Raw genomic sequence first — 25,816 nt, forward strand, 5'->3', positions numbered from 1 at the left:
TTGTACAAAATCATACAACTTCGTTCGTAAAGGATGTTTCTTATGAAGCGCTGGTTCTGTTTGGCCGCGATTGCGGCCGCTGTGGTGGGACACTCTATTTCAGCGCAGGCGGCAGGCCTGGAATTTGGAGTGGGGAGTACCAGCGATTCGACCATGACTTATCGGTTGGGGCTGACCTCTGATTGGGATAAAAGCTGGTGGCAGACCGATACGGGCCGCGTGACCGGGTACTGGAGCGGTGCCTACACCTACTGGGACGGTGACAAGCGCGCCAGCGTCAGCAGCCTTTCGTTCTCGCCGGTTTTTGTTTATGAGTTTGCGGGGGAAAGGGTGAAGCCCTACATCGAAGCGGGGGTTGGTGTGGCCGTGTTCTCCCGCACGCGGGTCGAAGACAACAACATCGGCCAGGCTTTCCAGTTTGAAGACCGACTGGGCTTTGGCCTGCGCTTTGTCGGTGGGAGTGAAGTGGGTATTCGGGCTACCCATTACTCGAATGCCGGGATCAGCAGCAACAACGATGGTGTCGAGAGCTATTCGCTGCACTACACCATGCCACTGTAATTCTTCAGAACAGCGCAAAACCATTGTGGGAGCGGGCTTGCTCGCGAAAGCGGTGTATCAGCCACGAATCAGTTGACTGACACACCGCTCTCGCGAGCAAGCCCGCTCCCACATTTGCTCATCGTTGGTTTCAACATCAGCGATACACCGTTGCCAGCCCCTGGCGCTCATCGATGCACTCCGGTGCGCCCATCTCGAACTCCCGGCAGATCAGCGGCCGCTTCTCATAAATCGTGCACATCATCGTGTCGCGATCCAGCGCCGCACACCAGCCATCATCCAGACGCAACATGACTTCGCCGCCCCAATCGTCGGTATCGATAAAGCGGTCAGGCACGCCGGTGTCGGTGATCAGCATGACTTCCAACTGGCAGCAGCACGCGGCGCAGGTGGAGCAGGTGACGGCGGGTTCGTCGATTTGCGTATGGGGGATGTTGGTCATAGGCGCGCAGTGTAAGGCAAGCGGCTGATGTGTGTGTGAAAGGCCTGACGGACGTCAGTGTGCCAACTGCCGGGCGACCCAGTGCAGCAGCGGAAAGATCATGCCCCAGAGGACCGCCAGGCCGATAACGGTCGGCACGGTGCCATAGCCGAAACTGACTCCGGCCAACTGGCTGCCGGCGTAATAAGACAACGGCCCGCCCACCGCTCCCAATACGCTGGCGCGCCACCAGGGTTGTGCGCTCCAGGCCAGGCAATGGCGCAGGGTGGTTGCCAGCAGCGCCCACAACAGGATCAGCCAAAAAGGCGCCAGCGGCCCAGGCAGGCTGAAATGAAACACACCAAAGGCGCGCAACGCGGTGTCGATCACCGTGCCCAGCAAGGTTACAGCCAGCATCACCTGGCCTTCTTCCGACCACGAACTTATCCACAGCAGGTGGACCGCCAACACCGCCACTCCTACCAACAGCCACAGGCTGTCGCCGCCCAACACGCAGGCAAACCAACCGCACTGGAACAGCACGGCATTCGCCAGCGGTTTAAGCATCAAAGCGCCCGAGCAGGGGCTGGGTCAGGGCCGCCGGCTTGGCCAGGAGCATCTGTGCGGTGCCAATGGTGCGTTCCATAAAGCCGCCCTCGCAGTAGCACAGGTAAAACTCCCACAGCCGCAGGAAATATTCGTCGTAGCCCATTTCCGTCAGGCGGCTGTGGGCGCGGCGAAAGTTTTCATGCCACAGGCGCAGGGTTCGTGCGTAGTGCAGGCCGAAATCCTCCATGTGCAGCAGGTTCATGTCGGTGTCGCGGCTGACGATCTCGAGCATTTTCTGCACGCAGGGCAAGGCGCCGCCGGGGAAAATGTAGCGCTGGATGAAATCCACGCTGCTCTTGGCCTGTTCGTAGCGCTGCTCGCGAATGGTGATGGCTTGCAGCAACATCAGGCCGTTGCTCTTGAGCAACTGCGCGCATTGCTTGAAGTAGGTCGGCAGGAAACGATGGCCCACGGCTTCGATCATCTCGATGGACACCAGCTTGTCGTACTGGCCGGTCAGGTCGCGGTAGTCCTCCAGCAGCAACGTCACCTGATTCTGCAAACCCAGGGCCTCGATACGTTTTTCGGTGTAGGCAAACTGCTCTTTGGACAAGGTCGTGGTGGTGACCTTGCAGCCGTACTGCTGCGCGGCATAGATCGCCATGCTGCCCCAGCCGGTGCCGATTTCCAGCAGATGGTCCGACGGTTTCAGCGCGAGCTTCTGGCAAATGCGTTCCAGCTTGTTCAGCTGTGCCTGTTCCAGGGTGTCGTCGGCGGTGAGGAACTGTGCGGCCGAATACATCATGGTGGGATCGAGGAATTCTTCGAACAGGTCATTGCCCAGGTCGTAGTGGGCGGCGATGTTTTTCTGCGAGCCTTTGCGGGTATTGCGGTTGAGCCAGTGCAGGCCTTGGGTGAAGGGCCGCGCGAGTTTCGCCAGGCCACCTTCCAGCGCATCCAGCACGTCGAGGTTGCTGACCATCACCCGCACCACGGCAGTCAGGTCCGGGCTGCTCCAGTAGCCATGAATAAATGCCTCGCCCGCGCCGATGGAACCGTTGGCTGCCACCAGCCCCCACACGGCCGAATCGAGGATCTGGATTTCCCCCAGCAGGTGCGCTTCCCGTGCGCCGAAGACTTGTCGCTCACCGTCCTCGATCACCACCAACTGGCCGTGGCGCAGTTGGCCGAGCTGGCGCAGCACCGCTTTGCGCAACAGCGCGGCGGTCATGCCGTTGACGTTCAAGCGATTGGATTTGACCGATAAGCTAGGGGATTTCATGGCGGCGATCCTTGGTGTACCCGACTGCGGTGCGAGAAGCGCCTTCGGCGGCGTGATGGGAAAAAATCGGCGTGCGTTTAAGCAAGAGGCGCAGGGCCTGCCAATAAATGGCCAGGCAGGTCTTGGCGGTCATCCACGGGAAGCGCCACAAATAACGGTGCAGGCTGGCGCGGTTCAATGCCTCGCGTTGCAGGCTCAAGGTGGCGTCGAAGACTTTCAGCTCGCCCTGCCAGTCGGCCATGTGCACGCCGAGTCTGGCGGCGGGCGGGCTGAAACTCATGCGGTATTCCAGGTCCCGGGGCAAAAACGGCGACACATGAAAGGCCTTGGCCACGGCGAAGTGCTGATGCTCACCAGCAGGCAGCGCCATGGCCGGCAACACGTAGTGATAGCGTTCGCGCCACGGCGTATTGGTCACTTCACACAGAATCGCGGCCAAGGTGCCATCGGCCTCGAAGCAGTAGAAGAAACTCACCGGATTAAAAGCCAGGCCCCAACTGCGGGCCTGGGTCAGCAGGCAGATTGCGCCCTCGGGGATGCGCCCGAGGGCCTTGCCGACTTCCTGGCGCACGGCATCGGTCAAGCTCATGCCGTGACGGGTAAATTCACGCAGGTAGTCCTGCTGGCGAAACGCGAACGGCGCCCAGCGGTCGCCGGCCAATGGCGACAAGCCGAAGACTTCGTTTTGTTCGCTGAGGTCCAGGTACAGCAGGCCGATCCGATAACGGAAAGCGTGGCCCTTGGGCGTAAACCGCCGATGGGCGATCCAGCCGCTGTACAGGGCGCTGTTCACAGGGTTTCCCCAAACGCCTTGGCCACGCGCAACGCGCTGACCACGCCGTCTTCGTGGAAACCGTTGGCCCAATAGGCGCCGCAATAATAGGTGTGCTGCGTGCCGTGCAATTCTTCCCAGCGCGCTTGAGCGGCCACGGCGGCCAGGCTGTATTGCGGGTGGGCGTAGGTGTAGCGGGCGAGGACTTTGAGCGGGTTGATCATCGCCGTCTGGTTGAGGCTGACGCAAAAGGTGGTGGCGCTGTCGATGCCCTGCAGAATGTTCATGTCGTAGGTCACGGCAGCCTGTTTTTGCGTGCTGCTGGTCAGGCGGTAATTCCAGCTGGCCCAGGCCAGTTTGCGCTCGGGCAGCAAGCGGGTGTCGGTGTGCAGGACGACGTCGTTGTCGGCGTAGGGCAAGGCGCCGAGGATCTGTTGCTCGGCCAGGCTCGCATCCCCCAGCAACCCCAGGGCCTGGTCGCTGTGGCAGGCGAACACCACTTTGTCGAACGCCTCGCTGCCCGCCGTGCTGTGGATAACCACGCCGATGGGTGTGCGCTCAACCCGGGTGACGGGGCAATTGAGGCGAATTTTTTCACGGAAGGATTGGGTCAGCGGCTCGATATAGCGGCTGGACCCGCCTTCGATCACGCACCACTGTGGCCGATTACTCACCGATAACAAACCGTGGTTCTTGAAGAACCGCACGAAGAATTGCAGGGGAAACCCGAGCATGTCAGCCAGGGACATCGACCAGATCGCCGCCCCCATCGGCACGATGTAGTGCTGGATAAATCGCTGGCCGTAGCCGCCCGCTTGCAGGTACTCGCCCAGGGTCATTTCGGCATTGATGCGTTGCGCTTGCAGGTCCAGCGGTGCCTGGCGGTTGAAGCGAAGGATGTCGCGCAACATGCCCCAGAACCCCGGCGACAGAATATTGCGGCGCTGGGCGAACAGGCTGTTGAGGTTGTTGCCGTTGTACTCAAACCCGGCGTTCGGGTCGCACACCGAAAAACTCATTTCGGTGGGTTTGAACGTCACACCGATCTGCCCCAGCAGCTTGATGAAGTTGGGGTAGGTCCAGTTGTTGAACACGATAAAGCCGGTGTCCACCGCGTAGCTTTTGCCATCCACCGTGACATTCACCGTATGGGTGTGCCCGCCGATGCGGTCGCCCGCTTCGAACAGGGTGATGTCGTGGCGGCGGCTGAGCAGGTAGGCACTGGTCAGCCCGGCAATGCCGCTGCCGATAATGGCGATCTTCACAGGTTGTCCTTGCGCGGCGGCGGACTGCGCAACATGCGTTTGCCGATGATCAGCTTGGCGCGGTTCGGCAGTTTCGACAGCGGCCACAGCGCAGCAATAAACAGGGCCGGAAAGGCAATTTCCAGGGGCCGGTTTTGCAGCTTGGCAAAGATGTGCCGCGCAGCCTTGTCTGCCGGCCAGCTTAAGGGCATCGGGAAGTCATTGCGGGCGGTCAGCGGCGTATCGACGAAGCCCGGGCTGACCACGGTGACGTCAATGCCTTCGGGCGACAGGTCAATGCGCAGGGATTCGAACAGATAACGCAGGCCGGCTTTGGAGGCACCGTAGGCTTCGGCCCTGGGCATCGGCAGGTAGGTCACGGCGCTTGCCACGCCGACCAGGTGCGGTGTATGGCCAGCACGCAACAGCGGCAGGGCGGCCTCAATGCAGTAACTGCTGGCCAGCAGGTTGGTGCGCACCACGTGCTCGATGATCGAGGAATCAAACTGTTTGGCGTCCACGTATTCGCAGGTGCCGGCATTCAGGATCACGGTGTCCAGCGAGCCCCAGACCCCCGCGATATGCTCGCCAATTTCCCGTACGGTCTGGCTGTTGGTCAGGTCGCCCGCCACCACCAGCACTTGCCCGGGGTACTGCTGGGCGAGCTGTTCCAGTGGCTCTTTGGAGCGGGAACTGACAGCCACATGGGCACCGCTGTCGAGCAGCGCTTTGGCCAGTTCGGCACCGATGCCACTGCTGGCACCGGTCAGCCAATAACGACGGGGCAGCGTAAGGTTCATCCCATTCTCCTTTTCAGCCAACTGACCACGCCGCCGAGGACCGGCACGTGTTCATACAGCAGCGCACCCGCATCGAAATAATCCCGGTGGTGGTACACCTTGTCGCGCCACAGCAGATGCGAGCAGCCTTCGACACGAATCACTTTCCCCCCGCCCAGGCGTGGGTGGCAGAAGCTCATTTTCCAGCGCAGGTAACCTTCGCCTTCAGTCACTTGATCGAAGCCATGGAAGTCAAAACGCAACTGGGTAACGTTGTCGTACAGCTCGGCGAAGTAACGGTGCAGCGCCGGCAGCCCGTGCACTTCGTGCAACGGGTCGGTGAAGCTGACGTCCTTGCTGTACAGGCTGTCGAGCAGGGGCAGGTTGTGTTTGTCCACACTGGCAAAGGCCTGGGCGAAGCGGCGCAGAAAGTCACTCATAACCACCCCCGACTGCCTGGCGTGAAGGCAGGCTGCGGAAGGCGGCGAGGGCGCGATCACGGGATTTTTTCAAATCGACGATAGGACGAGGATAGTCCGCCACGCCAAAAAGGCCGCCCACCGCGTCGGGGTTGTGCACTTCCTTTTTGTTCAGCGCTGCCAGTTGTGGCAGCCAATGCTTGATAAACACGCCTTCACCGTCGAATTTTTCCGACTGGCTCAAGGGGCTGAAAATCCGGAAGTACGGCGCCGAGTCGGTGCCGGTGGACGAACTCCACTGCCAGCCACCGTTGTTCGCCGCCAGGTCGCCGTCGATCAGGTGACGCATGAAAAAACGCTCGCCTTCGCGCCAGTCGATCAGCAGGTTTTTAGTCAGGAACATCGCCACCACCATGCGCAGGCGGTTGTGCATCCAGCCGGTTTCCAGCAATTGGCGCATGGCAGCGTCGATGATCGGCAGGCCGGTGCGGGCTTCCTGCCAGGCCTTCAAGTCTTCCGGGCTGTTGCGCCAGGCCACGGCTTCAGTTTCCGGGCGGAACGCGCGGTGGCGTGAGACCCGTGGGTAACCCACCAGGATATGTTTGTAGAACTCGCGCCACAGCAGCTCGTTGATCCAGGTAATTGCACCGGTGTCGCCGCTTTCGAATTCGCCCTGGTTGCTTTGCAGGGCTGCATGCAGGCATTGGCGCGGCGACACCACACCGGCGGCCAGGTAGGCCGAAAGTTGGCTGGTGCCGGGCTTGGCCGGGAAATCGCGTTCGTCCTTGTAGTAGCTGATTTGCCCGTCGGCGAATTGATCGAGGCGGCGCCGGGCTTCGGCTTCGCCGGCAGGCCACAGGGCGCGCAAGGCTTCGCTTGGGGGGGAAAAACCCTCGACCTGATCCGGGATTGGGTCGCTTTTGAGCTTGAGTGCCGCCTGTGCCTTGGGTGTGGCGACCAGGCGCGGCAAGGCGCCGTGCAGGCGGCTGTAGCAGACCTTGCGAAACTGGCTGAACACCTGGAAGTAGGTGCCGGTCTTGGTCAGTACGCTGCCGGGCTGGAAAAACAACTGGTCCAGGTAGTTGTGAAAGGTGACGCCCCGTGCTTCGAGGGCCTGGGCCACGGCGGCGTCGCGGCGCTCTTCGTGGATGCCGTATTCGTCATTGACGTGCACCGACTCGACCGACAGTTCCTGGCACAGGTCTGCCAGGACTTGCGGTGCCTGGTCCCAGGTCGAGGCATGGCGGATCAAAAGAGGAATGTTCAACTCCCCCAGCGCCACGCTCAGGCTCTTGAGGTTGCGCAGCCAGAAGTCGACTTTGCACGGCGCATCATCGTGGGCCAGCCATTGCTCGGGGCTGATCAGGTAGACAGCCGCTGTCGGGCCACGCTGTGCGGCGGCGGCGAGGGCGGTGTTGTCATGTAGGCGCAGGTCGGTGCGCAGCCAGATCAAGTGCATTTAAATAAGTCCACGCTGGATCAGTACCTGATGGGCCGACAATGGGTCCTCGGCCAGGAGCAATTCAGGAATGTCTTGGGTTAATACGGACAGCTCGGCTTGATGGATGCATACCGCTGGTCCGGTTATCAGTTTTGGGCAACTGAAGCCGCTCAAAAGTTTTTCCAGCGCCGACGTATGGAGCGTCTTGCTCGAATACAGCAGCACCGCGCGGGGTTGCAGGTGTTCGACGGCCAGGGCCAGTTCGCCCGCCGGCAATGGCCAGTCGAAGACTTCCACCGGGCAATCGGCGCTGCTGGCGAGCCAGGCGGTGAGCCACAGGTGCGGCTCCAGCGGCAGGTCGGAATGGTTGATCAGCAGCAACGGCGCACCGTTGAGTTGGCGATTGTTGTGATACATCCGCGCGCCGAATTTGCTGCGCAGCCAGGAGTAGAAAAACACCCGTTCCATCTGCGCGCCGAACTGGCCTTGCCAGCGCAGTTCGAGTTCCTTGAGCAACGGCAATAACAGTTGCTCGCACAAGGTGCGTGGCGGATACAGGGCCATGGCCTGGTTGAAGGCGTCATCCACCCGGCGCTCGGCCAGTTCGCTGATGGCCTGCACCAGGTGCTGGCGGCGGTTATGCCATTCGTTTTCCTCCGGCGGTGGGCTGGCGGTTTGTGCGGTGTCGATCAGGCTCTTGACCTGGCTGACCGGCACACCGCGGTTGAGCCAGGTCAGGATGGTGTGGATGCGTTGTACATGCTCGGCACTGAACAGCCGGTGCCCCTTGGGCGTGCGCTGCGGCACGATCAGGCCATAACGCCGCTCCCAGGCGCGCAGGGTCACGGCGTTGACGCCTGTCTGGCGCGCCACTTCGCGGATCGGCAGCCAGCCTTGTTCGAGGGCCTCGGCGATGTCTTCCACAGGCGCTTGCAGGGGGAAAGTCATAGGTTAAATCGCATTACGCAGGCTGAGGTTTTCCGGGTGCGGTTGCAGGTAAGCCTGCTGTGCGATGTAGCGGTCCGGGTGCTGGCGAAAGTGGTGCTTGAGCAGCGTCAGCGGCACCACCAGCGGCACGATGCCCTGGCGGTATTGGCCAATGATGGTCTGCATTTCCTGTTTGTCTTCGGCGCTGATGGCTTGCTTGAGGTAGCCGCTGATGTGTTGCAGCACGTTGGTGTGGGTGCCGCGTGTGGCGCACTGGGTCAGGGCGCTCATCAGTTCGCTGAAGTAGCCGGCGGCCAAGGCGTCGAGGTCGACGTCCTTGAGCATGCTGCCCAGCAGGTTGCCCAGGCTTTTGTAATGCACGGGGCTGTGGGCCATCAGCAGGTATTTGTAGCGCGAGTGAAATTCCAGCAGGCGATGACGGGTCAGGCCTTCGGCGAGGAGCTGCTGCCAAGTGGCGTAGACGAACACCCGGGTCAGGAAATTTTCCCGCAGCACCGGGTCATTCAGCCGACCGTCTTCTTCCACCGGCAGGTTGGGGTGGCGCGCGCAGAATGCCTGGGCGTAGATGCCGCGTCCGCCGCCGTCGATGGGCATGCCGTTGTCTTGATAGACCTTGACCCGTTCCAGGCCGCAGGACGGCGATTTCTGCATGAAGATGTAGCCGCAGAGGTCGGTGTGTTCAGCGGCCATTTGCCGACCGTAATCGTGCAGCGGTTGGGTCACGTTGAGCTCGCGGTGCACGGTGCCGACGGCCTGGGGATTAAGCGGGTCGCCCACCAGCCGAATCGGCTCGCGGGGAATGCCCAGGCCGATGGCGACTTCAGGGCACAGCGGCACGAAGTCGAAATAATCGGCAAGGGTCTGGCTGCACAGTTGGGATTGTTTGTGCCCGCCGTTGAAGCGCACGTTCTCGCCCAACAGGCACGCGCTGATGGCGATTTTCGGTTTTCCGGTGGCGGGCAGGGTGCTGGACATGGCCAAACCTCAATGAAATTCCTGTACAGACTTAAATTTCTGTACAACTTAATCTCATCATAGGTTTGAAGCTGTACAAGTCAAATAATTTGTACAGGTATTTGCGCAATAGCTATTTCCAGCCGATTTTCCAGTCTTCAGCGTTTTGCAGGGTTTGCCAGGGCAGGCGCTGAACGCGATGGCTCATCACCGCTTCCAGTTCGATTTCCTGCACATCGCCTGCTTCGTCGCGCAGCAACTGGGTGACCAGGAAATGTTTTTCCTTGTGCTGCGGGCGGGCTGCTGTCCACTTCGACAGCAGCAACTTGGCGGGATTGATGCGGTTCATTGCAGATGCTCGATCAACCGCCGCGCCGCCTCCTGGCCGCTGAGCCAGGCACCTTCCACACGGCCCGACAGGCACCAGTCGCCACACACGTACAAGCCCAGGTCGGCGTCAGCCAGCACGCCAAATTCATGGCTGGTGGACGGCCGTGCATACAGCCAGCGGTGGGCGAGGGTGAAGGATGGCGCCGGCATGGCGCTGTGCAAAAGTTCGGCGAAGGCACCGTGCAGGTGTTCGATCACCGCTTCCTTGGACAGGTCCAGGTGTTGCTTGCTCCAGGTACTGGTGGCGTGCAGTACCCAGGTGTCGAGGGTGGTGTCGCGCCCAGGTTTGCTACGGTTGCGGGCCAACCAGTCCAGCGGGCTGTCTTGCACGAAGCAGCCTTCCATGGGGGTATCCAAGGGTTTGTCGAAGGCCAGGGCGATGGCCCAGGTTGGGTCCATCTTCACGCCGGCGGCGGCACTCGCCAGTTTGGGCGCGGCGGCCAGCAAGGCGGTGGCTTGGGGCGCCGGGGTGGCAATGATGACGTGGCTGAACGGGCCGTGGCTTTCGCCGTCGGCGTCCAGCAGGTTCCAGTGGTGTTTGCCCTGGAACACTTCGGTGATGCGGCAACCGAACTGCACCGGCAAGTCATCCAGCAGGGCGCGGGTGATCGCACTCATGCGCGGCGTGCCGACCCAGCGGATCTGTTCATCGGGGGAGGGCGTGAGTTGCCCGGACTTGAAGTTGTACAGCTGCGGCTTCCATTGCTCGGCGCAACCCTGGGCTTGCCAGCGTTGTACCTCGTTGACGAAGCGTCGGTCGCGGGCGGTGAAGTACTGCGCGCCCATGTCCAGTGCCCCCGCATCGCTGCGCTTGCTGGACATGCGACCGCCACTGCCGCGGCTTTTATCGAAGAGTTGTACAGCGTGCCCCGCGTCTTTCAACGCTCGGGCGGCGGAGAGACCGGCGATGCCGGTGCCGATGATCGCGATGGGAACAGTCATGGGAGGCCTCGTTTTACCGTTGGGTACAGACTACGCCGACACCAATAGCTGTACAATATTGTTTTTTGGTATAAGTTTTGGCGTGCCTGATCGTTTGGCGTGACCTATGGTTAACCCTGAGGGTTTAACCACCGTTGCGCCCGATTAAAACATCCCTGTTTATAAAATAGACTAACGGTGGTCGGCGAACGTTACACGAGGAACGACTCATGCACATTTTGCTGACCGGCGGTACGGGTTTGATCGGCCGCCAACTTTGCCAATACTGGCTTGCCCAGGGCCATCGCCTCACGGTCTGGAGCCGCCATCCCGAACAAGTGGCCAAATTGTGTGGCGCCCCAGTGCGCGGCATTGCTCGCCTGCAAGACATAAACGAGCCGGTGGACGCGGTGATCAACCTGGCCGGCGCACCGATTGCCGACCGGCCCTGGACGCATAAACGCAAGGCGCTGCTATGGAGCAGCCGCATCGGCCTGACCGAGACCTTGCTGGCGTGGCTTGAGGGCCTTGAGCAAAAACCGGCGGTGTTGATTTCCGGTTCTGCGGTGGGCTGGTACGGCGACGGCGGCGAGCGTGAGCTGACCGAAGACAGCGGCCCGGTACAGGACGATTTCGGCAGCCAGCTCTCTATTGCCTGGGAAGAAACCGCCCAGCGCGCCGAAGCATTTGGCATCCGCGTGGTGCTGGTACGTACAGGGCTGGTGCTGGCGGCCGAGGGCGGCTTTTTGTCGCGGCTGTTACTGCCGTTCAAACTGGCGCTGGGCGGGCCTATCGGCAATGGTCGGCAGTGGATGCCGTGGGTCCATATAAAGGATCAAATCGCCCTGATTGATTTTCTTCTGCACAAGAGCGATGCCCGCGGTCCTTATAATGCCTGCGCGCCACACCCGGTGCGCAACCTCGAATTCGCCAAGACTTTGGGCAAGGTGCTGCACCGCCCGGCGTTCATGCCCATGCCGGCGTTTGCCTTGCGCATTGGCCTGGGCGAGTTGTCCGGGTTGTTGCTGGGTGGCCAGCGGGCGTTGCCGCAGCGGCTGTTGGCCGCTGGGTTCATTTTCCAGTTCACTGAGTTGCACGCGGCCCTGGACGACTTGTCCAGCCGCCTCTAGAAATAGGATGTTGCATGACGGATCACGCGTTGTTACTGGTCAACCTGGGTTCACCGGCGTCCACTTCGGTGGCGGATGTGCGCAGCTACCTTAATCAATTCCTGATGGACCCTTACGTCATCGACCTGCCGTGGCCGGTTCGGCGTTTGCTGGTGTCGCTGATCCTGATCAAGCGCCCGGAGCAATCGGCCCATGCCTACGCCTCGATCTGGTGGGACGAAGGCTCGCCGCTGGTAGTCCTTAGCCGTCGCTTGCAACAACAGATGACCGCACAGTGGACCCAGGGGCCGGTGGAATTGGCAATGCGCTACGGCGAGCCGTCGATTGAAAGCGTACTGACTCGGCTGGCGTCCCAAGGCATCAAGAAAGTGACCCTGGCGCCGTTGTACCCGCAGTTTGCCGACAGCACCGTGACCACGGTAATTGAAGAGGCTCGGCGCGTGGTGCGGGACAAAAAGCTGGCGATCGCGTTTTCGATTCTGCAGCCGTTCTACGATGAACCGGAGTACCTCGACGCCTTGGCCAACAGCGCCAGAGCCTATGTGGAGCAGGATTTCGATCACCTCCTGCTGAGCTTTCATGGGTTGCCCGAGCGCCACCTGAAAAAGCTCGACCCTACCGGGCAGCACTGTTTCAAGGACGCCAACTGCTGCCAGAACGCCTCACCCGAGGTGCTTGCCACGTGCTATCGCGCGCAGTGCTTCAGTGTTGCGCGGGACTTCGCGGAGCGCCTTGGCTTGCCGGAGGGCAAATGGTCGGTGGCGTTCCAGTCGCGGCTGGGCCGGGCCAAGTGGATCGAACCCTACACCGAGGCCCGCCTTGAAGCGTTGGCTCAGCAAGGGGTGAAGAAGTTGCTGGTGATGTGCCCGGCGTTTGTCGCGGACTGCATCGAGACACTGGAGGAGATTGGTGATCGCGGCCTGGAGCAATTCCGCGAAGCGGGGGGCGAGGAGCTGGTGTTGGTGCCTTGCCTGAACGATGACCCGCAGTGGGCGGTGGCGCTCAATACCCTGTGTGAAAGAGCGCCGGTTGCACTGTAATCAAGCCGAGTGAGGACTAAATGTGGGAGCGGGCTTGCCCGCGAATACGGTGGGTCAGTTAATGAAGATGGCGACTGATACACCGCCTTCGCGAGCAAGCCCGCTCCCACATTGACTGTGCCCACCCTAAATTTTCGGGGTTATTCGTGATGCGGCTCGCCCAGGAAAGTCAGGGAACTGAACAGTCCGCGAGTCGCTACATCAGCATTGTCTTTAAGCGGGATCTCCACCTGCGCCGCAATCACATTCAATCCTTCGTTCCTCACCAGCACCTGGGCGCGACCGTCTTTATCGGTCTCGGTGCTCAAGGTGCTCGGTGCATTGCGATAGTCCCCGATCAGCTTGATTCCTGCTGCTGGCCTGCCATCCAGAAGCACCCGTACGGGCAGTGATTTGCCCGGTCCTACGGTCAGCGGGTCAATTTCCGGCAATATCAGCAGTTTGATCTGATCCAGCTTCGGCAACTTAGCACCCGGCTGGTAGATCGCCAGGCTGTACTTGAAGGTTTGGGTCGACTCAATCGCCCCCGGCACTTTGCTGCGGCCCTCGTTGATCCATTTCTTGTCAGCCGTCTGCGACCACATCCCGTTATCCAGTGCCACGGCCAGAACAGCCGGCGATTTGAGCGGCTTCAGGCGTGCATGGTCGGGCAGGCGTTCCACGGTCACCGGGATCATTTTGCCGCTGGCGTCATAGGCCCAGGCGCCGCTGATTTTCTGGGCCTTGAACGAGTTGTCTTCGGCGCCGTGGCCGTAGATCACTTCGATATTGCCGCGCCGTTGTTCGGTCCACAGCCCGTGGGCAGAGACTTGGGTGGCAAACAGCAGGCCGAGCACGGCCAGGGATTTGAAGGCTTGCATGGAGACGTCCTTTTACAGGTTGAGTGTCAGGCTGACGGTGAAATTGCGCGGCTCGCCGGGGTTGACCCAGTAATTGCTGTAGGAGCGCTCGTAGTACTTTTCATCGAACAGGTTGTTGAGGTTCAGGCCCACGGTGACGTTGTCGCTGGCCTTGTAATGGGCCAGCAAATCGACGGTGTGGTAGGCCGGTAATTCAAAGCTTTTGCCGGCTTCGCCGGAGCGGTCGCCAACGTAGGTAAAGGCCGCGCCGAGGTCGGAGCCACGCAGCAGGCCGTCCTGGAATTCATACACCCCAAGCACGCTGCCGCTCCGTTTGGCCACGCCGAGAATCCGGCTGCCCGTAGGGATCACTGTGTCACCTTCAGTCACTTTGGCGTCGATGTAGGCAAAGGCGCCGATCACCCTTACCGCGTCAGTCACTTGCCCGGTCAGTTGCAGGTCGAAACCCTGGCTGCGGGCTTTGCCCATGGCCCGCTGAGTGTCGGTGGCCGGGTCCAGGGTCAAGACATTTTCCTTCTCGATATGAAAGGCGGCGAGGGTGGTACTCAGGCGGTCGTCGAACAGCTCACTCTTGATCCCGATTTCATAACCCACGCCTTCCTCCGGCTTGAAGGATTTGCCGCCGGCGTCCAGGCCATTGTTGGGTTTGAACGAGGTGGAGGCGTTGGCGAACAGGCCCACTTCGGGCGTCAACTGATAGAGCAGGCCGGCGCGTTGGGTCAGGGTGTCATGAGTCTGCTGGCTTTTGGCGTGGTTGCGGGCGAAGTCGTCGGTGTGTTGTTCGACGTGTTCGAAGCGCGCGCCGATCATCCCGCGCAGGCGGTCGGTGAAGATGATCTGATCCTGCAGGTTCAGCGCCTGGCTCTTCACCTGTTCGAAAAAGTCGGTGCCCGAGCGCTTGCCATTGGGCTTTGGCTGGCCGTAGACCGGGTTGTAGATGTCGATGGCGTAGTCGCCGCCAGCAATCGCCGTCACTCGTTCTTTCTTGCGGTAGTCCTCGTATTCGGTACCCATCAGCAACTCGTGCTGCCAGCTGCCGATGTCGAACCGGCCACGTAGCTCGAGTTGGGTGATGCTGTCGTGCCAACCAGTGGAGCGTTCGCGGTAGCGACGGTTGAGGGTGTGGCCGTCGGCATCCAGTGGGCGGTTTTCCGAGGCATCGCCCCACAGGCTGCCCTGTTTGTAGTGGCTGGCCAGGCGCAGTTGCCAGGCATCGTTGAGGTAGTGTTCGAGGGTGGCTTGCAGGCGGTTGTTGTGGTTACGGATATCGCCGTCGTTGGGCTCGCCGAGGAAGGTCGAGCGGGAAACGCCGCTCCAGCGATTGTTGGGCGCGACGATGCCACGGTCGAAGGTGGAGCGGTGGCGCACGAATTCGCTTTCCACCAGCAGGCGGGTGTCCGGGTCCAGTTGCCAACTGATGGAGGGTGCGACGAAGACCCGTTTGGCCTCCACGTGGTCACGGAAGCTGTGGTTGTCTTCCACCGCCAGGTTGACCCGTGACAACACGCTACCGTCGCTGTCGAGCGGCGTGTTCACGTCCAGTGCGGTGCGATAGCGGTCCCAACTGCCGGCACTGGTCTGCACGGTGGTGAAGGCCTCGGGTTGCGGCTTCTTGCTGACGATATTCACCGTGCCGCCCGGGTCGCCACGGCCATACAGGCTGGCGGCGGGGCCCTTGAGCACTTCGATGCGTTCGATATTGGCGGCATCCGGCGTGCTCGGGTAACCGCGGTTGGCGCTGAAACCGTCCACGTAAAACTCTGACGTGGTGAAGCCGCGGACGCTGTATTCGTAGAGCGTCAGGCCGCCGAAGTTGTTCTGTCTGGATACGCCGCCGGCAAATTCCAGGGCGCGCTCGACGCTGGTACTGCCCAGGTCCTTGAGCACCGAGGCAGGAATCACGCTGATGGATTGTGGGATGTCTCGCAGGGCGGTGTCGGTTTTGGTGGCGGTTGCGGAGCGGGTGGCGCGATAGCCCTTGACCGGGCCAGTGGCTGATTCGTACGCCTCGCTGGTGATGCGGGTGGCCTCCAGTTCAAGGGTGGCAGTGTCTTCGGCGTAGGCGGGGTCCACCAGCAAACCCAGGGCGATTCCCGCCAGTGGGGCAAATCTTCGAGACGGCATGATAGAGCGTTCCAATAGCGATATTGAAACAATATAACATCTCTATTGAAGGTAATTTTCTTCTGAAACATTAGGTAACAGGAGCCCTGAAACGGGCTCCTTCAGAGATTATTCCTCTTCTTTCACCGGCGCCGGCGGCGGACGCAGGCCGATTTCTGCCGACAGCTTGATTTCCTTGCCATTGCGCATCACCTGGATCGCCACCTTGTCGGTCGGCTTGATCCGCGCCACCTGGTTCATCGACTTGCGGCCATCACCGGCCGGTTCGCCGTCGATGCTGAGGATCACATCACCCAGTTGCAGGCCGGCTTTCTGCGCCGGGCCGTCGCGGAAGATCCCGGCGACCACGATGCCTGGGCGCCCGGTCAGGCCAAACGACTCGGCCAGTTCCTTGGTCAGCGGTTGTACTTCAATCCCCAGCCAGCCACGAATCACCTGGCCATGCTCGATGATCGACTTCATCACTTCCGTGGCGAGTTTGACCGGGATGGCGAAGCCGATGCCCTGGGAGCCGCCGGACTTGGAGAAGATCGCGGTGTTGATGCCGGTCAGGTTGCCGTTGGCATCCACCAGCGCGCCGCCGGAGTTGCCCGGGTTGATCGCCGCGTCGGTCTGGATAAAGTCTTCGTAGCTGTTGAGGCCCAACTGGTTACGCCCGGTGGCGCTGATGATGCCCATGGTCACGGTCTGGCCCACCCCGAACGGGTTGCCGATGGCCAGCGCCACGTCACCTACGCGCAAGCCTTCGGAGCGGCCGATGGTGATCGAAGGCAGGTTTTTCAGATCGATTTTCAGCACCGCAAGGTCAGTTTCCGGGTCGCTGCCGACCACCCGGGCCAGGGTTTCCCGGCCATCACGCAGGGCCACGACAATCTGGTCGGCGCCGGTGGTCACGTGGTTATTGGTGAGGATGTAGCCTTCCGGGCTCATGATCACGCCGGAGCCGAGGCTGGATTCCATCCGTCGCTGCTTGGGCGAGTTGTCGCCGAAAAAGCGCCGGAACTGCGGGTCTTCAAACAGCGGATGCGCCGGTTTGTTGATGACCTTGGTGGTGTACAGGTTCACCACCGCAGGCGCGGCGATCACCACCGCATCGGCGTAAGTCACCGGGCCTTGTACCACCGCGCTGGTTTGCGGTGCCTGTTGCAGGTTGACATCGAGGGTCGGCAGGCCGACCAGTTGTGGATAACGCTGAATAATCAGCATCGCGATCAGCACGCCAGCCAACAATGGCCATCCAAAAAAACGCAGTGCCTTGAGCATTAAGAAAAATCCTGACGGGTTGCAGGGGGCGGGAGAGCGCCCATAATGTCGCGCATTATACGAGGCCGTGAGCGCCTCTGAACGGGATATTTAGGAGTCTTTTATGGCCGTCGCCCTGAGCACCTTAGTCGAGGAAGCGGACCGCTACCTTAATAGTGCAAAAATCGCCGATTACTGCCCCAACGGCCTGCAAGTCGAGGGTCGCCCGCAGGTGCTGCGCATCGTCAGCGGCGTGACCGCCAGCCAGGCATTGCTGGACGCGGCCGTCGAAGCCCAGGCCGACCTGGTGCTGGTGCACCACGGTTATTTCTGGAAAGGCGAAAGCCCGTGCATCACCGGCATGAAGCAGCGCCGCCTGAAAACCCTGCTCAAGCACGACATCAGCCTGCTGGCCTACCACTTGCCCCTGGACCTGCACCCTGAAGTCGGCAACAACGTGCAACTGGCCCGGCAACTGGACATCACCGTCGAAGGCCCGCTGGACCCGGACAACCTCAAGGTCGTCGGCCTGGTGGGCTCCCTGGCCGAACCGGTGTCGCCCCGCGACTTCGCCCGCCGCGTGCAGGAAGCCATGGGCCGCGAGCCGCTGCTGATCGAAGGCAGCGAGATGATCCGCCGCGTGGGCTGGTGCACCGGGGGTGGCCAGGGCTACATCGACCAGGCGGTGCTGGCCGGGGTCGACCTGTACCTGAGCGGCGAAGCCTCGGAGCAGACGTTCCACAGCGCCCGGGAAAACGACATCAGTTTCATCGCGGCCGGGCATCACGCTACTGAGCGGTATGGTGTGCAGGCGTTGGGTGATTACCTGGCGAGACGCTTCGCCCTCGAACATCTCTTCATCGATTGCCCAAACCCGATCTAACGAACACCACCGGACACATGTGGGAGCGGGCTTGCTCGCGAATGCGGTGCATCAGTCGCCATATGCATTGACTGACACAACGCATTCGCGAGCAAGCCCGCTCCCACATTTGATCGAGTCGAGCCAAACCCGGCGGTATATTGATATACCGTTTCGATCTAGCCAGCCCCCTCAATAGAATCAGGTGCTGTGCTAGCATGCCCCGCTCGAACACGGCCCGCTGGCCGTCCATAAGATCGTTTTTCCGTGAGTAGCCATGGTCGACAAACTGACGCATCTGAAACAGCTGGAGGCGGAAAGCATCCATATCATCCGCGAGGTCGCCGCCGAGTTCGATAACCCGGTGATGCTCTACTCGATCGGTAAAGACTCCGCCGTGATGCTGCACCTGGCACGCAAGGCCTTTTTCCCGGGCAAGTTGCCGTTTCCGGTGATGCATGTCGACACCCGCTGGAAATTCCAGGAGATGTACAAGTTCCGCGACAAGATGGTCGAAGAGCTTGGTCTTGAGTTGATCACTCACGTCAACCCGGACGGCGTGGCACAGGGCATCAACCCGTTCACCCACGGCAGCGCCAAGCACACCGACATCATGAAGACAGAAGGCCTGAAACAGGCGCTCGACAAATATGGTTTCGACGCTGCATTCGGCGGTGCCCGTCGCGATGAAGAGAAATCCCGCGCCAAAGAGCGCGTGTACTCGTTCCGCGACAGCAAGCACCGTTGGGACCCGAAAAACCAGCGCCCGGAGTTGTGGAACGTCTACAACGGCAACGTCAACAAGGGCGAGTCGATCCGCGTGTTCCCGCTGTCCAACTGGACCGAGTTGGACATCTGGCAGTACATCTACCTGGAAGGCATCCCGATCGTGCCGCTGTACTTCGCCGCCGAACGCGAAGTGATCGAGAAGAACGGCACGTTGATCATGATCGACGACGACCGCATCCTCGAGCACCTGTCCGACGAAGACAAAGCCCGAATCGTCAAAAAGAAAGTACGTTTCCGTACCCTTGGCTGCTACCCGTTGACGGGCGCGGTGGAGTCCGAAGCCGAGACGCTGACGGACATCATTCAGGAAATGCTCCTGACGCGAACTTCCGAGCGCCAGGGCCGTGTCATCGACCACGATGGTGCAGGCTCGATGGAAGATAAAAAACGTCAAGGCTATTTCTAAGGGGCTGTCATGTCGCATCAATCTGATTTGATCAGCGAGGACATCCTCGCCTACCTGGGCCAGCACGAGCGCAAGGAAATGTTGCGCTTCCTGACCTGTGGCAACGTCGACGACGGCAAGAGCACCCTGATCGGGCGCCTGCTGCACGACTCCAAGATGATCTACGAAGATCACCTGGAAGCCATCACCCGCGATTCGAAAAAGTCCGGCACCACCGGCGATGACATCGACCTGGCCTTGCTGGTCGACGGCCTGCAGGCCGAGCGTGAGCAGGGCATCACCATTGATGTTGCCTACCGCTACTTCTCCACCGCCAAGCGCAAATTCATCATCGCCGACACCCCCGGCCATGAGCAATACACCCGCAACATGGCCACCGGTGCCTCCACCTGTGACCTGGCGATCATCCTGATCGACGCCCGCTACGGCGTGCAGACCCAGACCCGTCGCCACAGCTTTATCGCCTCGTTGCTGGGCATCAAGCACATCGTGGTGGCCGTCAACAAGATGGACATCAATGGCTTTGACCAAAGCGTATTCGAGTCGATCAAGGCCGATTACCTGAAGTTCGCCGACGGTATCGCGTTCAAGCCGAGCACCCTGGCCTTCGTGCCGATGTCGGCCCTCAAGGGCGACAACGTGGTGAACAAGAGCGAGCGCTCGCCCTGGTACACCGGTCAGTCGCTGATGGAGATTCTCGAAACCGTCGAGATCGCCAACGACCGCAACTACACCGACCTGCGTTTCCCGGTTCAGTACGTCAACCGTCCGAACCTGAACTTCCGTGGTTTCGCCGGCACCCTGGCCAGCGGCATCGTGCACAAGGGCGACGAAGTCGTGGTGCTGCCGTCGGGCAAGAGCAGCCGCGTGAAATCCATCGTCACCTTTGAAGGTGAACTGGAAAACGCCGGCCCAGGCCAGGCCGTGACCCTGACCATGGAAGACGAGATCGACATCTCCCGTGGCGACCTGTTGGTGCATGCCGACAACGTGCCGCAAGTGACCGACGCCTTCGACGCCATGCTGGTGTGGATGGCTGAAGAGCCGATGCTGCCGGGCAAGAAATACGACATCAAGCGCGCCACCAGCTACGTGCCGGGTTCCATCACCAGCATCGTGCATCGCGTGGATGTGAACACCCTGGAAGAAGGCCCGGCGAGCGCCTTGCAGTTGAACGAGATCGGTCGGGTCAAGGTCAGCCTCGACACGGTCATCGCCCTGGACGGTTACGCGAGCAACCGCACCACCGGCTCGTTTATCGTCATCGATCGCTTGACCAACGGCACCGTGGCCGCGGGCATGATCATCGCGCCGCCGGTGACTCAAGGCAGCGCGGCGCAGCATGGCAAGTTGGCCCACGTGGCCACCGAGGAGCGCGCCCAGCGCTTCGGTCAGCAACCGGCGACCGTGCTGTTCAGCGGCTTGTCGGGCGCCGGCAAAAGCACCCTGGCCTACGCGGTTGAACGCAAGCTGTTCGACATGGGCCGTGCGGTGTTTGTGCTGGACGGCCAGAACCTGCGTCACGACCTGAACAAGGGCCTGCCCCAGGACCGTGCCGGGCGTACCGAGAACTGGCGCCGTGCCGCGCATGTGGCGCGTCAGTTCAACGAAGCCGGCTTGCTGACCCTGGCGGCGTTTGTTGCCCCGGATGCCGAAGGGCGTGAACAGGCCAAGGCGCTGATCGGCGCTGATCGTTTGCTGACCGTGTACGTGCAGGCTTCGCCGCTGGTGTGTGCCGAGCGGGATCCGCAAGGCCTGTACGCGGCGGGCGGGGATAACATCCCGGGTGAGTCGTTCCCGTATGACGTGCCGTTGAACGCCGACCTGGTGATCGACACCCAGGCACTGTCGCTGGAAGACAGCGTCAAGCAAGTGCTGGAACTGCTGCGCCAGCGCGGCGCGATCTAAGCGTCACGCGCACGAATAGCCCGCCATGTTGGCGGGCTTTTTTATGGAGCCTTGGAGACAACTCGGTCAAATGTGGGAGCGGGCTTGCTCGCGAAAGCAGAGTGTCAGCCGCCACATGTATCGGCTGGCACACCGCATTCGCGAGCAAGCCCGCTCCCACATTTTGATCAGTGACTGGCGGGATAATCTGTGTGCAATTTGGCGAGCAACACATCCTTCTCTTCCCACAGCCGGTTGATCCACCCCTGGAACGCCAACCGATACTCCCCATCCTGCTCATAATTCTTGCCGATAAACTCGGCCGGAATCTGCACCTCTTCAAACTGCACGACCACGTCCTTCACATTCCCGCACAGCAAGTCCCAATAACCGGGGCGTCCACCCGGATAGTGAATGGTCACGTTCACCAGCGACTTCAGCTGTTCACCCATGGCATCCAGCACAAACGCGATACCACCGGCCTTGGGCTTGAGCAGATAACGAAACGGTGATTTCTGCTGCGCATGCTTGCCGGGGGTAAACCGTGTGCCTTCGGCAAAGTTGAAAATGCCCACCGGGTTGTGGCGAAACTTCGCGCAGGTCTTGCGGGTGGTTTCCAGGTCCTTGCCTTTCTTCTCCGGGTGTTTTTCCAGGTACGCCTTGGTGTAGCGCTTCATGAACGGGAAGCCCAGTGTCCACCACGCCAGGCCGATCACCGGGACCCAGATCAGCTCTTGCTTGAGGAAGAACTTCAGCGGGCGAATACGCCGGTTGAGCACGTATTGCAGCACCATGATATCGACCCAGCTCTGGTGGTTACTGGTCACCAGGTACGAGTGTTCATAGTCGAGGCCTTCCAGGCCCTTCAAGTGCCAGCGGGTGCGACACACCAGGTTCATCCAGGCTTTGTTGTTGCTGATCCAGGCCTCGTGAGTCTGGTTCATCAGCCATTCACTGAAGCGCTTGGCAAACGGCAACGCCTTGAACAGCGCCACGATAAACAGGAACGAGCACAGCAGGATCGTGTTCAACGCCAGCAACAGCGAGGCGATCACCCCGCGCACGGCGGCAGGTAGAAAATCCAGCATTTAGACATCCATAGGTCGGTTGGCGGCTTGAATCGCGGTCAATGCGATGGTGTACACGATGTCGTCCACCTGCGCCCCACGGGGCAGGTCGTTCACCGGTTTGCGCAGGCCTTGCAGCATAGGCCCCAGGCTCACGCAATCGGCGCTGCGTTGCACGGCCTTGTGGGTGGTGTTGCCGGTGTTCAGGTCGGGGAACACGAACACCGTGGCCTTGCCCGCCACCAGGCTGTTGGGCGCCAGTTGCCGGGCCACGGTTTCGTTGGCCGCGGCGTCGTACTGCAACGGGCCGTCGATCAGCAGTGAGCTTTGGGCTTCGTGGGCCAGCAGGGTGGCTTCGCGGACTTTCTCGACTTCTTCGCCCGTGGCGGAATCACCACTGGAATAACTGATCATCGCCACCCGTGGCGTGATCCCGAATGCGGCAGCCGAGTCGGCGCTTTGCAGGGCGATTTCCGCCAGTTCGGCGGCGCTTGGGTGCGGGTTCATCACGCAGTCGCCGTACACCAGCACTTGCTCGGGGAACAGCATGAAGAACACCGACGAGACCAGGGTGCACCCCGGCGCGGTCTTGATCAGTTGCAAGGCCGGGCGAATGGTATTGGCAGTGGAGTGGATGACGCCGGAGACCAGGCCGTCGACTTCATCCAGGGCGAGCATCATGGTGGCGATCACCACGGTGTCTTCCAGCTGCTGCTCGGCCATTGGTGCGTTGAGGCTTTTGGTTTTGCGCAGGGCCACCATTGGCTCCACGTAGCGCTGGCGAATCAGGTCGGGGTCGAGAATCTCCAGGCCTTCGGGCAGCTCGATCCCATGGGCGCGGGCCACCGCTTCCACGTCCGCCGGCTTGGCCAGCAGTACGCAACGGGCAATCCCGCGCGCCTGGCAGATGGCGGCAGCCTGTACGGTCAGCGGCTCGCTGCCTTCCGGCAAAACGATGCGCTTGTTGGCGGCCTGGGCGCGCTGGATCAGTTGATAACGGAATACAGCGGGCGACAAGCGCATCTCCCGCGGCGTGCCGCAGCGTTGGTGCAGCCAGCGTGCGTCGAGGTGGCTGGCGACGAAATCGGTGATGATCTCCGCACGTTCGCGGTCATCAATCGGGATTTCCTTGTTCAGGCTGTTGAGCTGGTTGGCGGTGTCGTAGGAGCCGGTGCTCACCGACAACACCGGCAAACCGGCCTGGAACGCGCCCCGGCACAGGTCCATGATTCGAGGGTCGGGCAGGGTGTCGCTGGTCAGCAACAGGCCGGCCAACGGCACGCCGTTGATGGCGGCCAGGCTGACGGCGAGGATGATGTCGTCGCGGTCGCCGGGGGTCACTACCAGCACGCCGGGCTTGAGCAGCTCCACGGTGTTACGCATGGTACGGGCGCAGATGATGATTTTGGTCATGCGCCGGGTTTCGTAGTCACCGGCGTTGAGGATCTGCGCGCCCATCAGGTCGGCCACGTCGCGGGTGCGCGGGGCGTTGAGTTCTGGCTGGTACGGGATGCAGCCCAACAGACGGAAATCGCCGCTGCGCAACAACGGCGAATGCTCTTTGAGCCGTGCCGAGAACGCCTCCATGCTTTCGTCGGTGCGCACCTTGTTGAGGATCACGCCCAACACTTTTGGATCTTTCGGGCCGCCGAACAGCTGGGCCTGCAATTCCACGCGGCCGGAGAGTTCGGTGAGCACTTCGTTTTCCGGAGCCGAGACCAAGATCACCTCGGCGTCCAGGCTCTTGGCCAGGTGCAGGTTGACCCGGGCCGCATAGCTGGCGCTGCGGGTCGGCACCATGCCTTCGACGATCAACACGTCCTTGCCCACGGCGGCTTGCTGGTAAAGGGTGATGATTTCTTCCAGCAGCTCATCCAGCTGGCCGTCGCCGAGCATCCGCTCCACGTGGGCCAGGCCCAAGGGTTGGGGTGGTTTCAGGCCGTGGGTGCGGGCCACCAGTTCGGTGGAGCGCTCGGGGCCGGTGTCGCCGGGGTGCGGCTGGGCAATCGGTTTGAAGAAGCCGACTTTCAGCCCGGCCCGTTCAAGGGTACGCACCAGCCCAAGGCTGATGGAGGTCAGACCCACACCAAAATCGGTGGGCGCGATAAAAAAAGTCTGCATGCGAATTCTCTGGAGGTGCATGGCTTCGGTGGCGGCCTATGGCTGGCTGCCTACCGGGAATCAGGCGCCAAGGTTATCTTTATCTGAGCCTTGCGCACACCAGCCGCACGTAAAGGGCTTGTCTATTTTTTCAAGGCGTTGCGCCGGGTCCGTGACCCAGGCCCGGGATTGCCAGGGTGGCTGGTGGCGCAGGTGCTGGGTGTGGCCGCAGGAAAGCTCGACGACCCAGTGCCGGTCTTCGTCCTGGTGAAATCCGACGACCGTCGGGTCAGTTGTTCGACCCCGTCCGTCCGGGTTGTGTTCGCTTTCGGGCAAATCCTTGTTTAGACTTGTCCGTTCTTCATTCTTCTGCAAAAGGTCTCGCCCCATGCCGATCGCCGCCAATAAGGCTGTCTCCATTGACTATACCCTGACCAACGACGCTGGTGAGGTCATCGACAGTTCTGCCGGCGGCGCGCCGCTGGTCTACCTGCAAGGTGCAGGTAACATCATCCCGGGCCTGGAAAAGGCCCTGGAAGGCAAAGAGGTCGGTGACGAACTGACCGTTGCCGTAGAACCCGAAGATGCCTACGGCGAATACTCTGCCGAACTGGTCAGCACCCTGAGCCGCAGCATGTTCGAAGGCGTCGACGAGCTGGAAGTGGGCATGCAGTTCCACGCTTCCGCTCCGGACGGCCAGATGCAGATCGTCACCATCCGTGACCTGGACGGCGACGACGTGACCGTCGACGGCAACCACCCGCTGGCAGGCCAGCGCCTGAACTTCCAGGTGAAGATCGTCGCTATCCGTGACGCTTCCCAGGAAGAAGTGGCTCACGGCCACGTGCACGGCGAAGGTGGTCACCACCATTGATTGAGCGACGCTCTGTCAGTTGGAAAAAGGCGCCTTCGGGCGCCTTTTTCATTTGGCGGCTATTCTTGCCGACTTGGCGGCTGTAATCTCGAGTGGCCGTTACAAGAACATGGGATATCTGGAGTTCGTCATGAGTGCTTTCCACGACCTTAAACTCAAAGCCCTGGATGGTCAGGAGCTGCCTCTGGCGCCCTTCAAGGGGCAAGTCGTGCTGGTGGTCAACGTCGCCTCCAAATGTGGTTTGACACCACAGTACGCCGCGCTGGAAAACCTCTATCAGCAATACAAAAGCCAGGGTTTCACCGTACTCGGGCTGCCGTGCAATCAATTTGCCGGGCAGGAGCCGGGCACTGAAGAAGAAATCCAGGCGTTCTGCAGCCTCAATTACGGCGTGACCTTTCCTCTGGGCAGCAAGCTCGAGGTGAACGGCCACGATCGCCACCAGCTGTATCGATTGCTGGCGGGCGAGGGCGCCGAGTTTCCCGGGGACATCACCTGGAACTTCGAAAAATTCCTGCTGGGTAAGGATGGTCGGGTCCTGGCGCGTTTCTCGCCGCGTACACCGCCTGATGACCCCTCCATTATTCAGGCGATCGAAAAAGCCTTGAGCTGATACTTTCAGCATTATCGAGCGAGCTTCCGTGGCAAGGGAGCTTGCTGTGGCGAGGGAGCTTGCTCCCGCTGGGCTGCGAAGCAGCCCCATGCCCTCCCGCTTTTACCCCTTAATCACCCCAATCAATAGTGCTACCCAACA

Annotated in this window: 26 protein-coding genes; 8 read left to right on the plus strand and 18 right to left on the minus strand. The window is 61.1% G+C overall.

The genetic code is table 11. From position 1 onward, the window contains the following. Nucleotides 1-42 precede the first annotated feature (42 nt). A complete protein-coding gene (locus D109_RS0105235; protein WP_017475990.1) occupies nt 43-561 on the plus strand; it encodes an acyloxyacyl hydrolase in 519 nt (172 codons plus the stop codon). A 136-nt stretch (nt 562-697) separates the two neighbouring features. Here the strand turns inward: D109_RS0105235 and D109_RS0105240 are convergent, their stop codons facing one another. The 12 genes from D109_RS0105240 to D109_RS0105295 all read right to left on the minus strand — a co-directional run bounded on the left by D109_RS0105240 (nt 698) and on the right by D109_RS0105295 (nt 10,702). Beyond that, nucleotides 698-1,003: a YkgJ family cysteine cluster protein gene (locus D109_RS0105240; RefSeq protein WP_017475991.1), complete on the minus strand. Its 306-nt coding sequence runs from the start codon at nt 1,001-1,003 to the stop codon at nt 698-700. Between the two features lie 54 nt (nt 1,004-1,057). Next, complete coding sequence (locus D109_RS0105245; protein WP_017475992.1) at nt 1,058-1,549, minus strand: DUF2878 domain-containing protein; 492 nt, start codon at nt 1,547-1,549, stop codon at nt 1,058-1,060. Further along, complete coding sequence (locus D109_RS0105250; protein WP_017475993.1) at nt 1,542-2,813, minus strand: cyclopropane-fatty-acyl-phospholipid synthase family protein; 1,272 nt, start codon at nt 2,811-2,813, stop codon at nt 1,542-1,544. The genes D109_RS0105245 and D109_RS0105250 overlap by 8 nt, the downstream gene beginning before the upstream one ends. Next, nucleotides 2,800-3,606, minus strand: a complete 807-nt coding sequence (locus D109_RS0105255; protein WP_017475994.1) for a DUF1365 domain-containing protein — start codon at nt 3,604-3,606, stop codon at nt 2,800-2,802. Before D109_RS0105255 ends, D109_RS0105250 begins: the two co-directional genes overlap by 14 nt. Further along, nucleotides 3,603-4,850, minus strand: a complete 1,248-nt coding sequence (locus D109_RS0105260; RefSeq protein ID WP_017475995.1) for an NAD(P)/FAD-dependent oxidoreductase — start codon at nt 4,848-4,850, stop codon at nt 3,603-3,605. Before D109_RS0105260 ends, D109_RS0105255 begins: the two co-directional genes overlap by 4 nt. After that, nucleotides 4,847-5,629: an SDR family oxidoreductase gene (locus tag D109_RS0105265; RefSeq protein WP_017475996.1), complete on the minus strand. Its 783-nt coding sequence runs from the start codon at nt 5,627-5,629 to the stop codon at nt 4,847-4,849. The genes D109_RS0105260 and D109_RS0105265 overlap by 4 nt, the downstream gene beginning before the upstream one ends. Next, nucleotides 5,626-6,048: a nuclear transport factor 2 family protein gene (locus tag D109_RS0105270; protein WP_017475997.1), complete on the minus strand. Its 423-nt coding sequence runs from the start codon at nt 6,046-6,048 to the stop codon at nt 5,626-5,628. Before D109_RS0105270 ends, D109_RS0105265 begins: the two co-directional genes overlap by 4 nt. Then, on the minus strand, nt 6,041-7,486 hold the full coding sequence (gene phrB, locus D109_RS0105275; RefSeq protein ID WP_017475998.1) for a deoxyribodipyrimidine photo-lyase: 1,446 nt from the start codon (nt 7,484-7,486) through the stop codon (nt 6,041-6,043). Before phrB ends, D109_RS0105270 begins: the two co-directional genes overlap by 8 nt. Beyond that, nucleotides 7,487-8,416, minus strand: a complete 930-nt coding sequence (locus D109_RS0105280) for a MerR family transcriptional regulator (protein WP_017475999.1) — start codon at nt 8,414-8,416, stop codon at nt 7,487-7,489. A gap of 3 nt (nt 8,417-8,419) precedes the next feature. Continuing rightward, on the minus strand, nt 8,420-9,391 hold the full coding sequence (locus D109_RS0105285) for a DUF523 and DUF1722 domain-containing protein (protein ID WP_017476000.1): 972 nt from the start codon (nt 9,389-9,391) through the stop codon (nt 8,420-8,422). A gap of 112 nt (nt 9,392-9,503) precedes the next feature. Then, a complete protein-coding gene (locus tag D109_RS0105290; protein WP_017476001.1) occupies nt 9,504-9,719 on the minus strand; it encodes a TIGR02450 family Trp-rich protein in 216 nt (71 codons plus the stop codon). After that, nucleotides 9,716-10,702, minus strand: a complete 987-nt coding sequence (locus tag D109_RS0105295; RefSeq protein WP_017476002.1) for an NAD(P)/FAD-dependent oxidoreductase — start codon at nt 10,700-10,702, stop codon at nt 9,716-9,718. The genes D109_RS0105290 and D109_RS0105295 overlap by 4 nt, the downstream gene beginning before the upstream one ends. Before the next feature lie 209 nt (nt 10,703-10,911). On the opposite strand from D109_RS0105295, the gene D109_RS0105300 reads away from it, so the two are divergent. Further along, nucleotides 10,912-11,811, plus strand: a complete 900-nt coding sequence (locus D109_RS0105300) for a TIGR01777 family oxidoreductase (protein WP_017476003.1) — start codon at nt 10,912-10,914, stop codon at nt 11,809-11,811. 14 nt (nt 11,812-11,825) lie between these two features. Continuing rightward, a complete protein-coding gene (hemH, locus tag D109_RS0105305; RefSeq protein ID WP_017476004.1) occupies nt 11,826-12,851 on the plus strand; it encodes a ferrochelatase in 1,026 nt (341 codons plus the stop codon). Nucleotides 12,852-12,991: 140 nt separating this feature from the next. Here the strand turns inward: hemH and D109_RS0105310 are convergent, their stop codons facing one another. The 3 genes from D109_RS0105310 to algW all read right to left on the minus strand — a co-directional run bounded on the left by D109_RS0105310 (nt 12,992) and on the right by algW (nt 17,098). After that, nucleotides 12,992-13,711 carry a DUF4198 domain-containing protein gene (locus D109_RS0105310; protein WP_017476005.1) on the minus strand — a complete coding sequence of 240 codons (720 nt, stop codon included), beginning with the start codon at nt 13,709-13,711 and terminating at the stop codon, nt 12,992-12,994. Nucleotides 13,712-13,723: 12 nt separating this feature from the next. Then, nucleotides 13,724-15,835: a TonB-dependent siderophore receptor gene (locus tag D109_RS0105315; RefSeq protein WP_017476006.1), complete on the minus strand. Its 2,112-nt coding sequence runs from the start codon at nt 15,833-15,835 to the stop codon at nt 13,724-13,726. 108 nt (nt 15,836-15,943) lie between these two features. Further along, nucleotides 15,944-17,098, minus strand: coding sequence for a Do family serine endopeptidase AlgW (gene algW, locus D109_RS0105320; protein WP_017476007.1), 1,155 nt, complete (start codon nt 17,096-17,098; stop codon nt 15,944-15,946). A gap of 103 nt (nt 17,099-17,201) precedes the next feature. Between algW and D109_RS0105325 the strand changes: the two genes are divergently transcribed. The 3 genes from D109_RS0105325 (at nt 17,202) to cysN (ending at nt 21,042) form a co-directional block, all read left to right on the plus strand. Then, complete coding sequence (locus tag D109_RS0105325) at nt 17,202-17,960, plus strand: Nif3-like dinuclear metal center hexameric protein (RefSeq protein ID WP_010177002.1); 759 nt, start codon at nt 17,202-17,204, stop codon at nt 17,958-17,960. 256 nt (nt 17,961-18,216) lie between these two features. Beyond that, nucleotides 18,217-19,134 (plus strand): sulfate adenylyltransferase subunit CysD, encoded by a 918-nt coding sequence (gene cysD / locus D109_RS0105330; RefSeq protein WP_003208447.1) that lies wholly within the window; start codon nt 18,217-18,219, stop codon nt 19,132-19,134. Nucleotides 19,135-19,143: 9 nt separating this feature from the next. Continuing rightward, the gene (gene cysN, locus D109_RS0105335; protein ID WP_017476008.1) at nt 19,144-21,042 is read left to right on the plus strand and encodes a sulfate adenylyltransferase subunit CysN; all 1,899 of its coding nucleotides are present in this window, start codon (nt 19,144-19,146) and stop codon (nt 21,040-21,042) included. A 167-nt stretch (nt 21,043-21,209) separates the two neighbouring features. Here cysN and D109_RS0105340 read toward each other — a convergent pair whose 3' ends face one another. The 3 genes from D109_RS0105340 to D109_RS0105350 are packed head-to-tail and all read right to left on the minus strand — an operon-like array spanning nt 21,210 to nt 24,608. Then, the gene (locus D109_RS0105340; protein WP_017476009.1) at nt 21,210-22,109 is read right to left on the minus strand and encodes an acyltransferase; all 900 of its coding nucleotides are present in this window, start codon (nt 22,107-22,109) and stop codon (nt 21,210-21,212) included. Next, entirely contained in the window at nt 22,110-24,209 is a 2,100-nt protein-coding gene (gene pta / locus D109_RS0105345) for a phosphate acetyltransferase (protein ID WP_017476010.1), read from the minus strand. A gap of 60 nt (nt 24,210-24,269) precedes the next feature. Next, entirely contained in the window at nt 24,270-24,608 is a 339-nt protein-coding gene (locus D109_RS0105350) for a DUF3565 domain-containing protein (protein WP_026077794.1), read from the minus strand. On the opposite strand from D109_RS0105350, the gene D109_RS0105360 reads away from it, so the two are divergent. Continuing rightward, complete coding sequence (locus tag D109_RS0105360) at nt 24,577-25,062, plus strand: peptidylprolyl isomerase (RefSeq protein WP_017476012.1); 486 nt, start codon at nt 24,577-24,579, stop codon at nt 25,060-25,062. The genes D109_RS0105350 and D109_RS0105360 overlap by 32 nt on opposite strands. 130 nt (nt 25,063-25,192) lie before the next feature. After that, nucleotides 25,193-25,675, plus strand: coding sequence for a glutathione peroxidase (locus D109_RS0105365; protein WP_017476013.1), 483 nt, complete (start codon nt 25,193-25,195; stop codon nt 25,673-25,675). The last annotated feature ends 141 nt before the right edge of the window (nt 25,676-25,816 follow it).

It is taken from the genome of Pseudomonas sp. PAMC 26793 (assembly GCF_000313235.1).
GTDB classification, from domain to species: Bacteria; Pseudomonadota; Gammaproteobacteria; order Pseudomonadales; family Pseudomonadaceae; genus Aquipseudomonas; species Aquipseudomonas yamanorum.

Excerpts from the sequence above, each read along its gene's own strand:
- D109_RS0105270 (WP_017475997.1), bottom strand. The coding sequence starts at position 6,048 with ATGAGTGACTTTCTGCGCCGCTTCGCCCAGGCCTTTGCCAGTGTGGAC.
- phrB (WP_017475998.1), bottom strand. The coding sequence starts at position 7,486 with ATGCACTTGATCTGGCTGCGCACCGACCTGCGCCTACATGACAACACC.
- D109_RS0105290 (WP_017476001.1), bottom strand. The coding sequence starts at position 9,719 with ATGAACCGCATCAATCCCGCCAAGTTGCTGCTGTCGAAGTGGACAGCA.
- D109_RS0105340 (WP_017476009.1), bottom strand. The coding sequence starts at position 22,109 with ATGCTGGATTTTCTACCTGCCGCCGTGCGCGGGGTGATCGCCTCGCTG.
- D109_RS0105350 (WP_026077794.1), bottom strand. The coding sequence starts at position 24,608 with ATGGAGACAGCCTTATTGGCGGCGATCGGCATGGGGCGAGACCTTTTG.
- D109_RS0105235 (WP_017475990.1), top strand. The coding sequence starts at position 43 with ATGAAGCGCTGGTTCTGTTTGGCCGCGATTGCGGCCGCTGTGGTGGGA.
- D109_RS0105240 (WP_017475991.1), bottom strand. The coding sequence starts at position 1,003 with ATGACCAACATCCCCCATACGCAAATCGACGAACCCGCCGTCACCTGC.
- cysD (WP_003208447.1), top strand. The coding sequence starts at position 18,217 with ATGGTCGACAAACTGACGCATCTGAAACAGCTGGAGGCGGAAAGCATC.
- D109_RS0105315 (WP_017476006.1), bottom strand. The coding sequence starts at position 15,835 with ATGCCGTCTCGAAGATTTGCCCCACTGGCGGGAATCGCCCTGGGTTTG.
- cysN (WP_017476008.1), top strand. The coding sequence starts at position 19,144 with ATGTCGCATCAATCTGATTTGATCAGCGAGGACATCCTCGCCTACCTG.
- D109_RS0105285 (WP_017476000.1), bottom strand. The coding sequence starts at position 9,391 with ATGTCCAGCACCCTGCCCGCCACCGGAAAACCGAAAATCGCCATCAGC.
- D109_RS0105250 (WP_017475993.1), bottom strand. The coding sequence starts at position 2,813 with ATGAAATCCCCTAGCTTATCGGTCAAATCCAATCGCTTGAACGTCAAC.
- D109_RS0105360 (WP_017476012.1), top strand. The coding sequence starts at position 24,577 with ATGCCGATCGCCGCCAATAAGGCTGTCTCCATTGACTATACCCTGACC.
- D109_RS0105325 (WP_010177002.1), top strand. The coding sequence starts at position 17,202 with ATGGCCGTCGCCCTGAGCACCTTAGTCGAGGAAGCGGACCGCTACCTT.
- D109_RS0105295 (WP_017476002.1), bottom strand. The coding sequence starts at position 10,702 with ATGACTGTTCCCATCGCGATCATCGGCACCGGCATCGCCGGTCTCTCC.
- hemH (WP_017476004.1), top strand. The coding sequence starts at position 11,826 with ATGACGGATCACGCGTTGTTACTGGTCAACCTGGGTTCACCGGCGTCC.
- D109_RS0105300 (WP_017476003.1), top strand. The coding sequence starts at position 10,912 with ATGCACATTTTGCTGACCGGCGGTACGGGTTTGATCGGCCGCCAACTT.
- algW (WP_017476007.1), bottom strand. The coding sequence starts at position 17,098 with ATGCTCAAGGCACTGCGTTTTTTTGGATGGCCATTGTTGGCTGGCGTG.
- pta (WP_017476010.1), bottom strand. The coding sequence starts at position 24,209 with ATGCAGACTTTTTTTATCGCGCCCACCGATTTTGGTGTGGGTCTGACC.
- D109_RS0105280 (WP_017475999.1), bottom strand. The coding sequence starts at position 8,416 with ATGACTTTCCCCCTGCAAGCGCCTGTGGAAGACATCGCCGAGGCCCTC.
- D109_RS0105310 (WP_017476005.1), bottom strand. The coding sequence starts at position 13,711 with ATGCAAGCCTTCAAATCCCTGGCCGTGCTCGGCCTGCTGTTTGCCACC.
- D109_RS0105265 (WP_017475996.1), bottom strand. The coding sequence starts at position 5,629 with ATGAACCTTACGCTGCCCCGTCGTTATTGGCTGACCGGTGCCAGCAGT.
- D109_RS0105365 (WP_017476013.1), top strand. The coding sequence starts at position 25,193 with ATGAGTGCTTTCCACGACCTTAAACTCAAAGCCCTGGATGGTCAGGAG.
- D109_RS0105245 (WP_017475992.1), bottom strand. The coding sequence starts at position 1,549 with ATGCTTAAACCGCTGGCGAATGCCGTGCTGTTCCAGTGCGGTTGGTTT.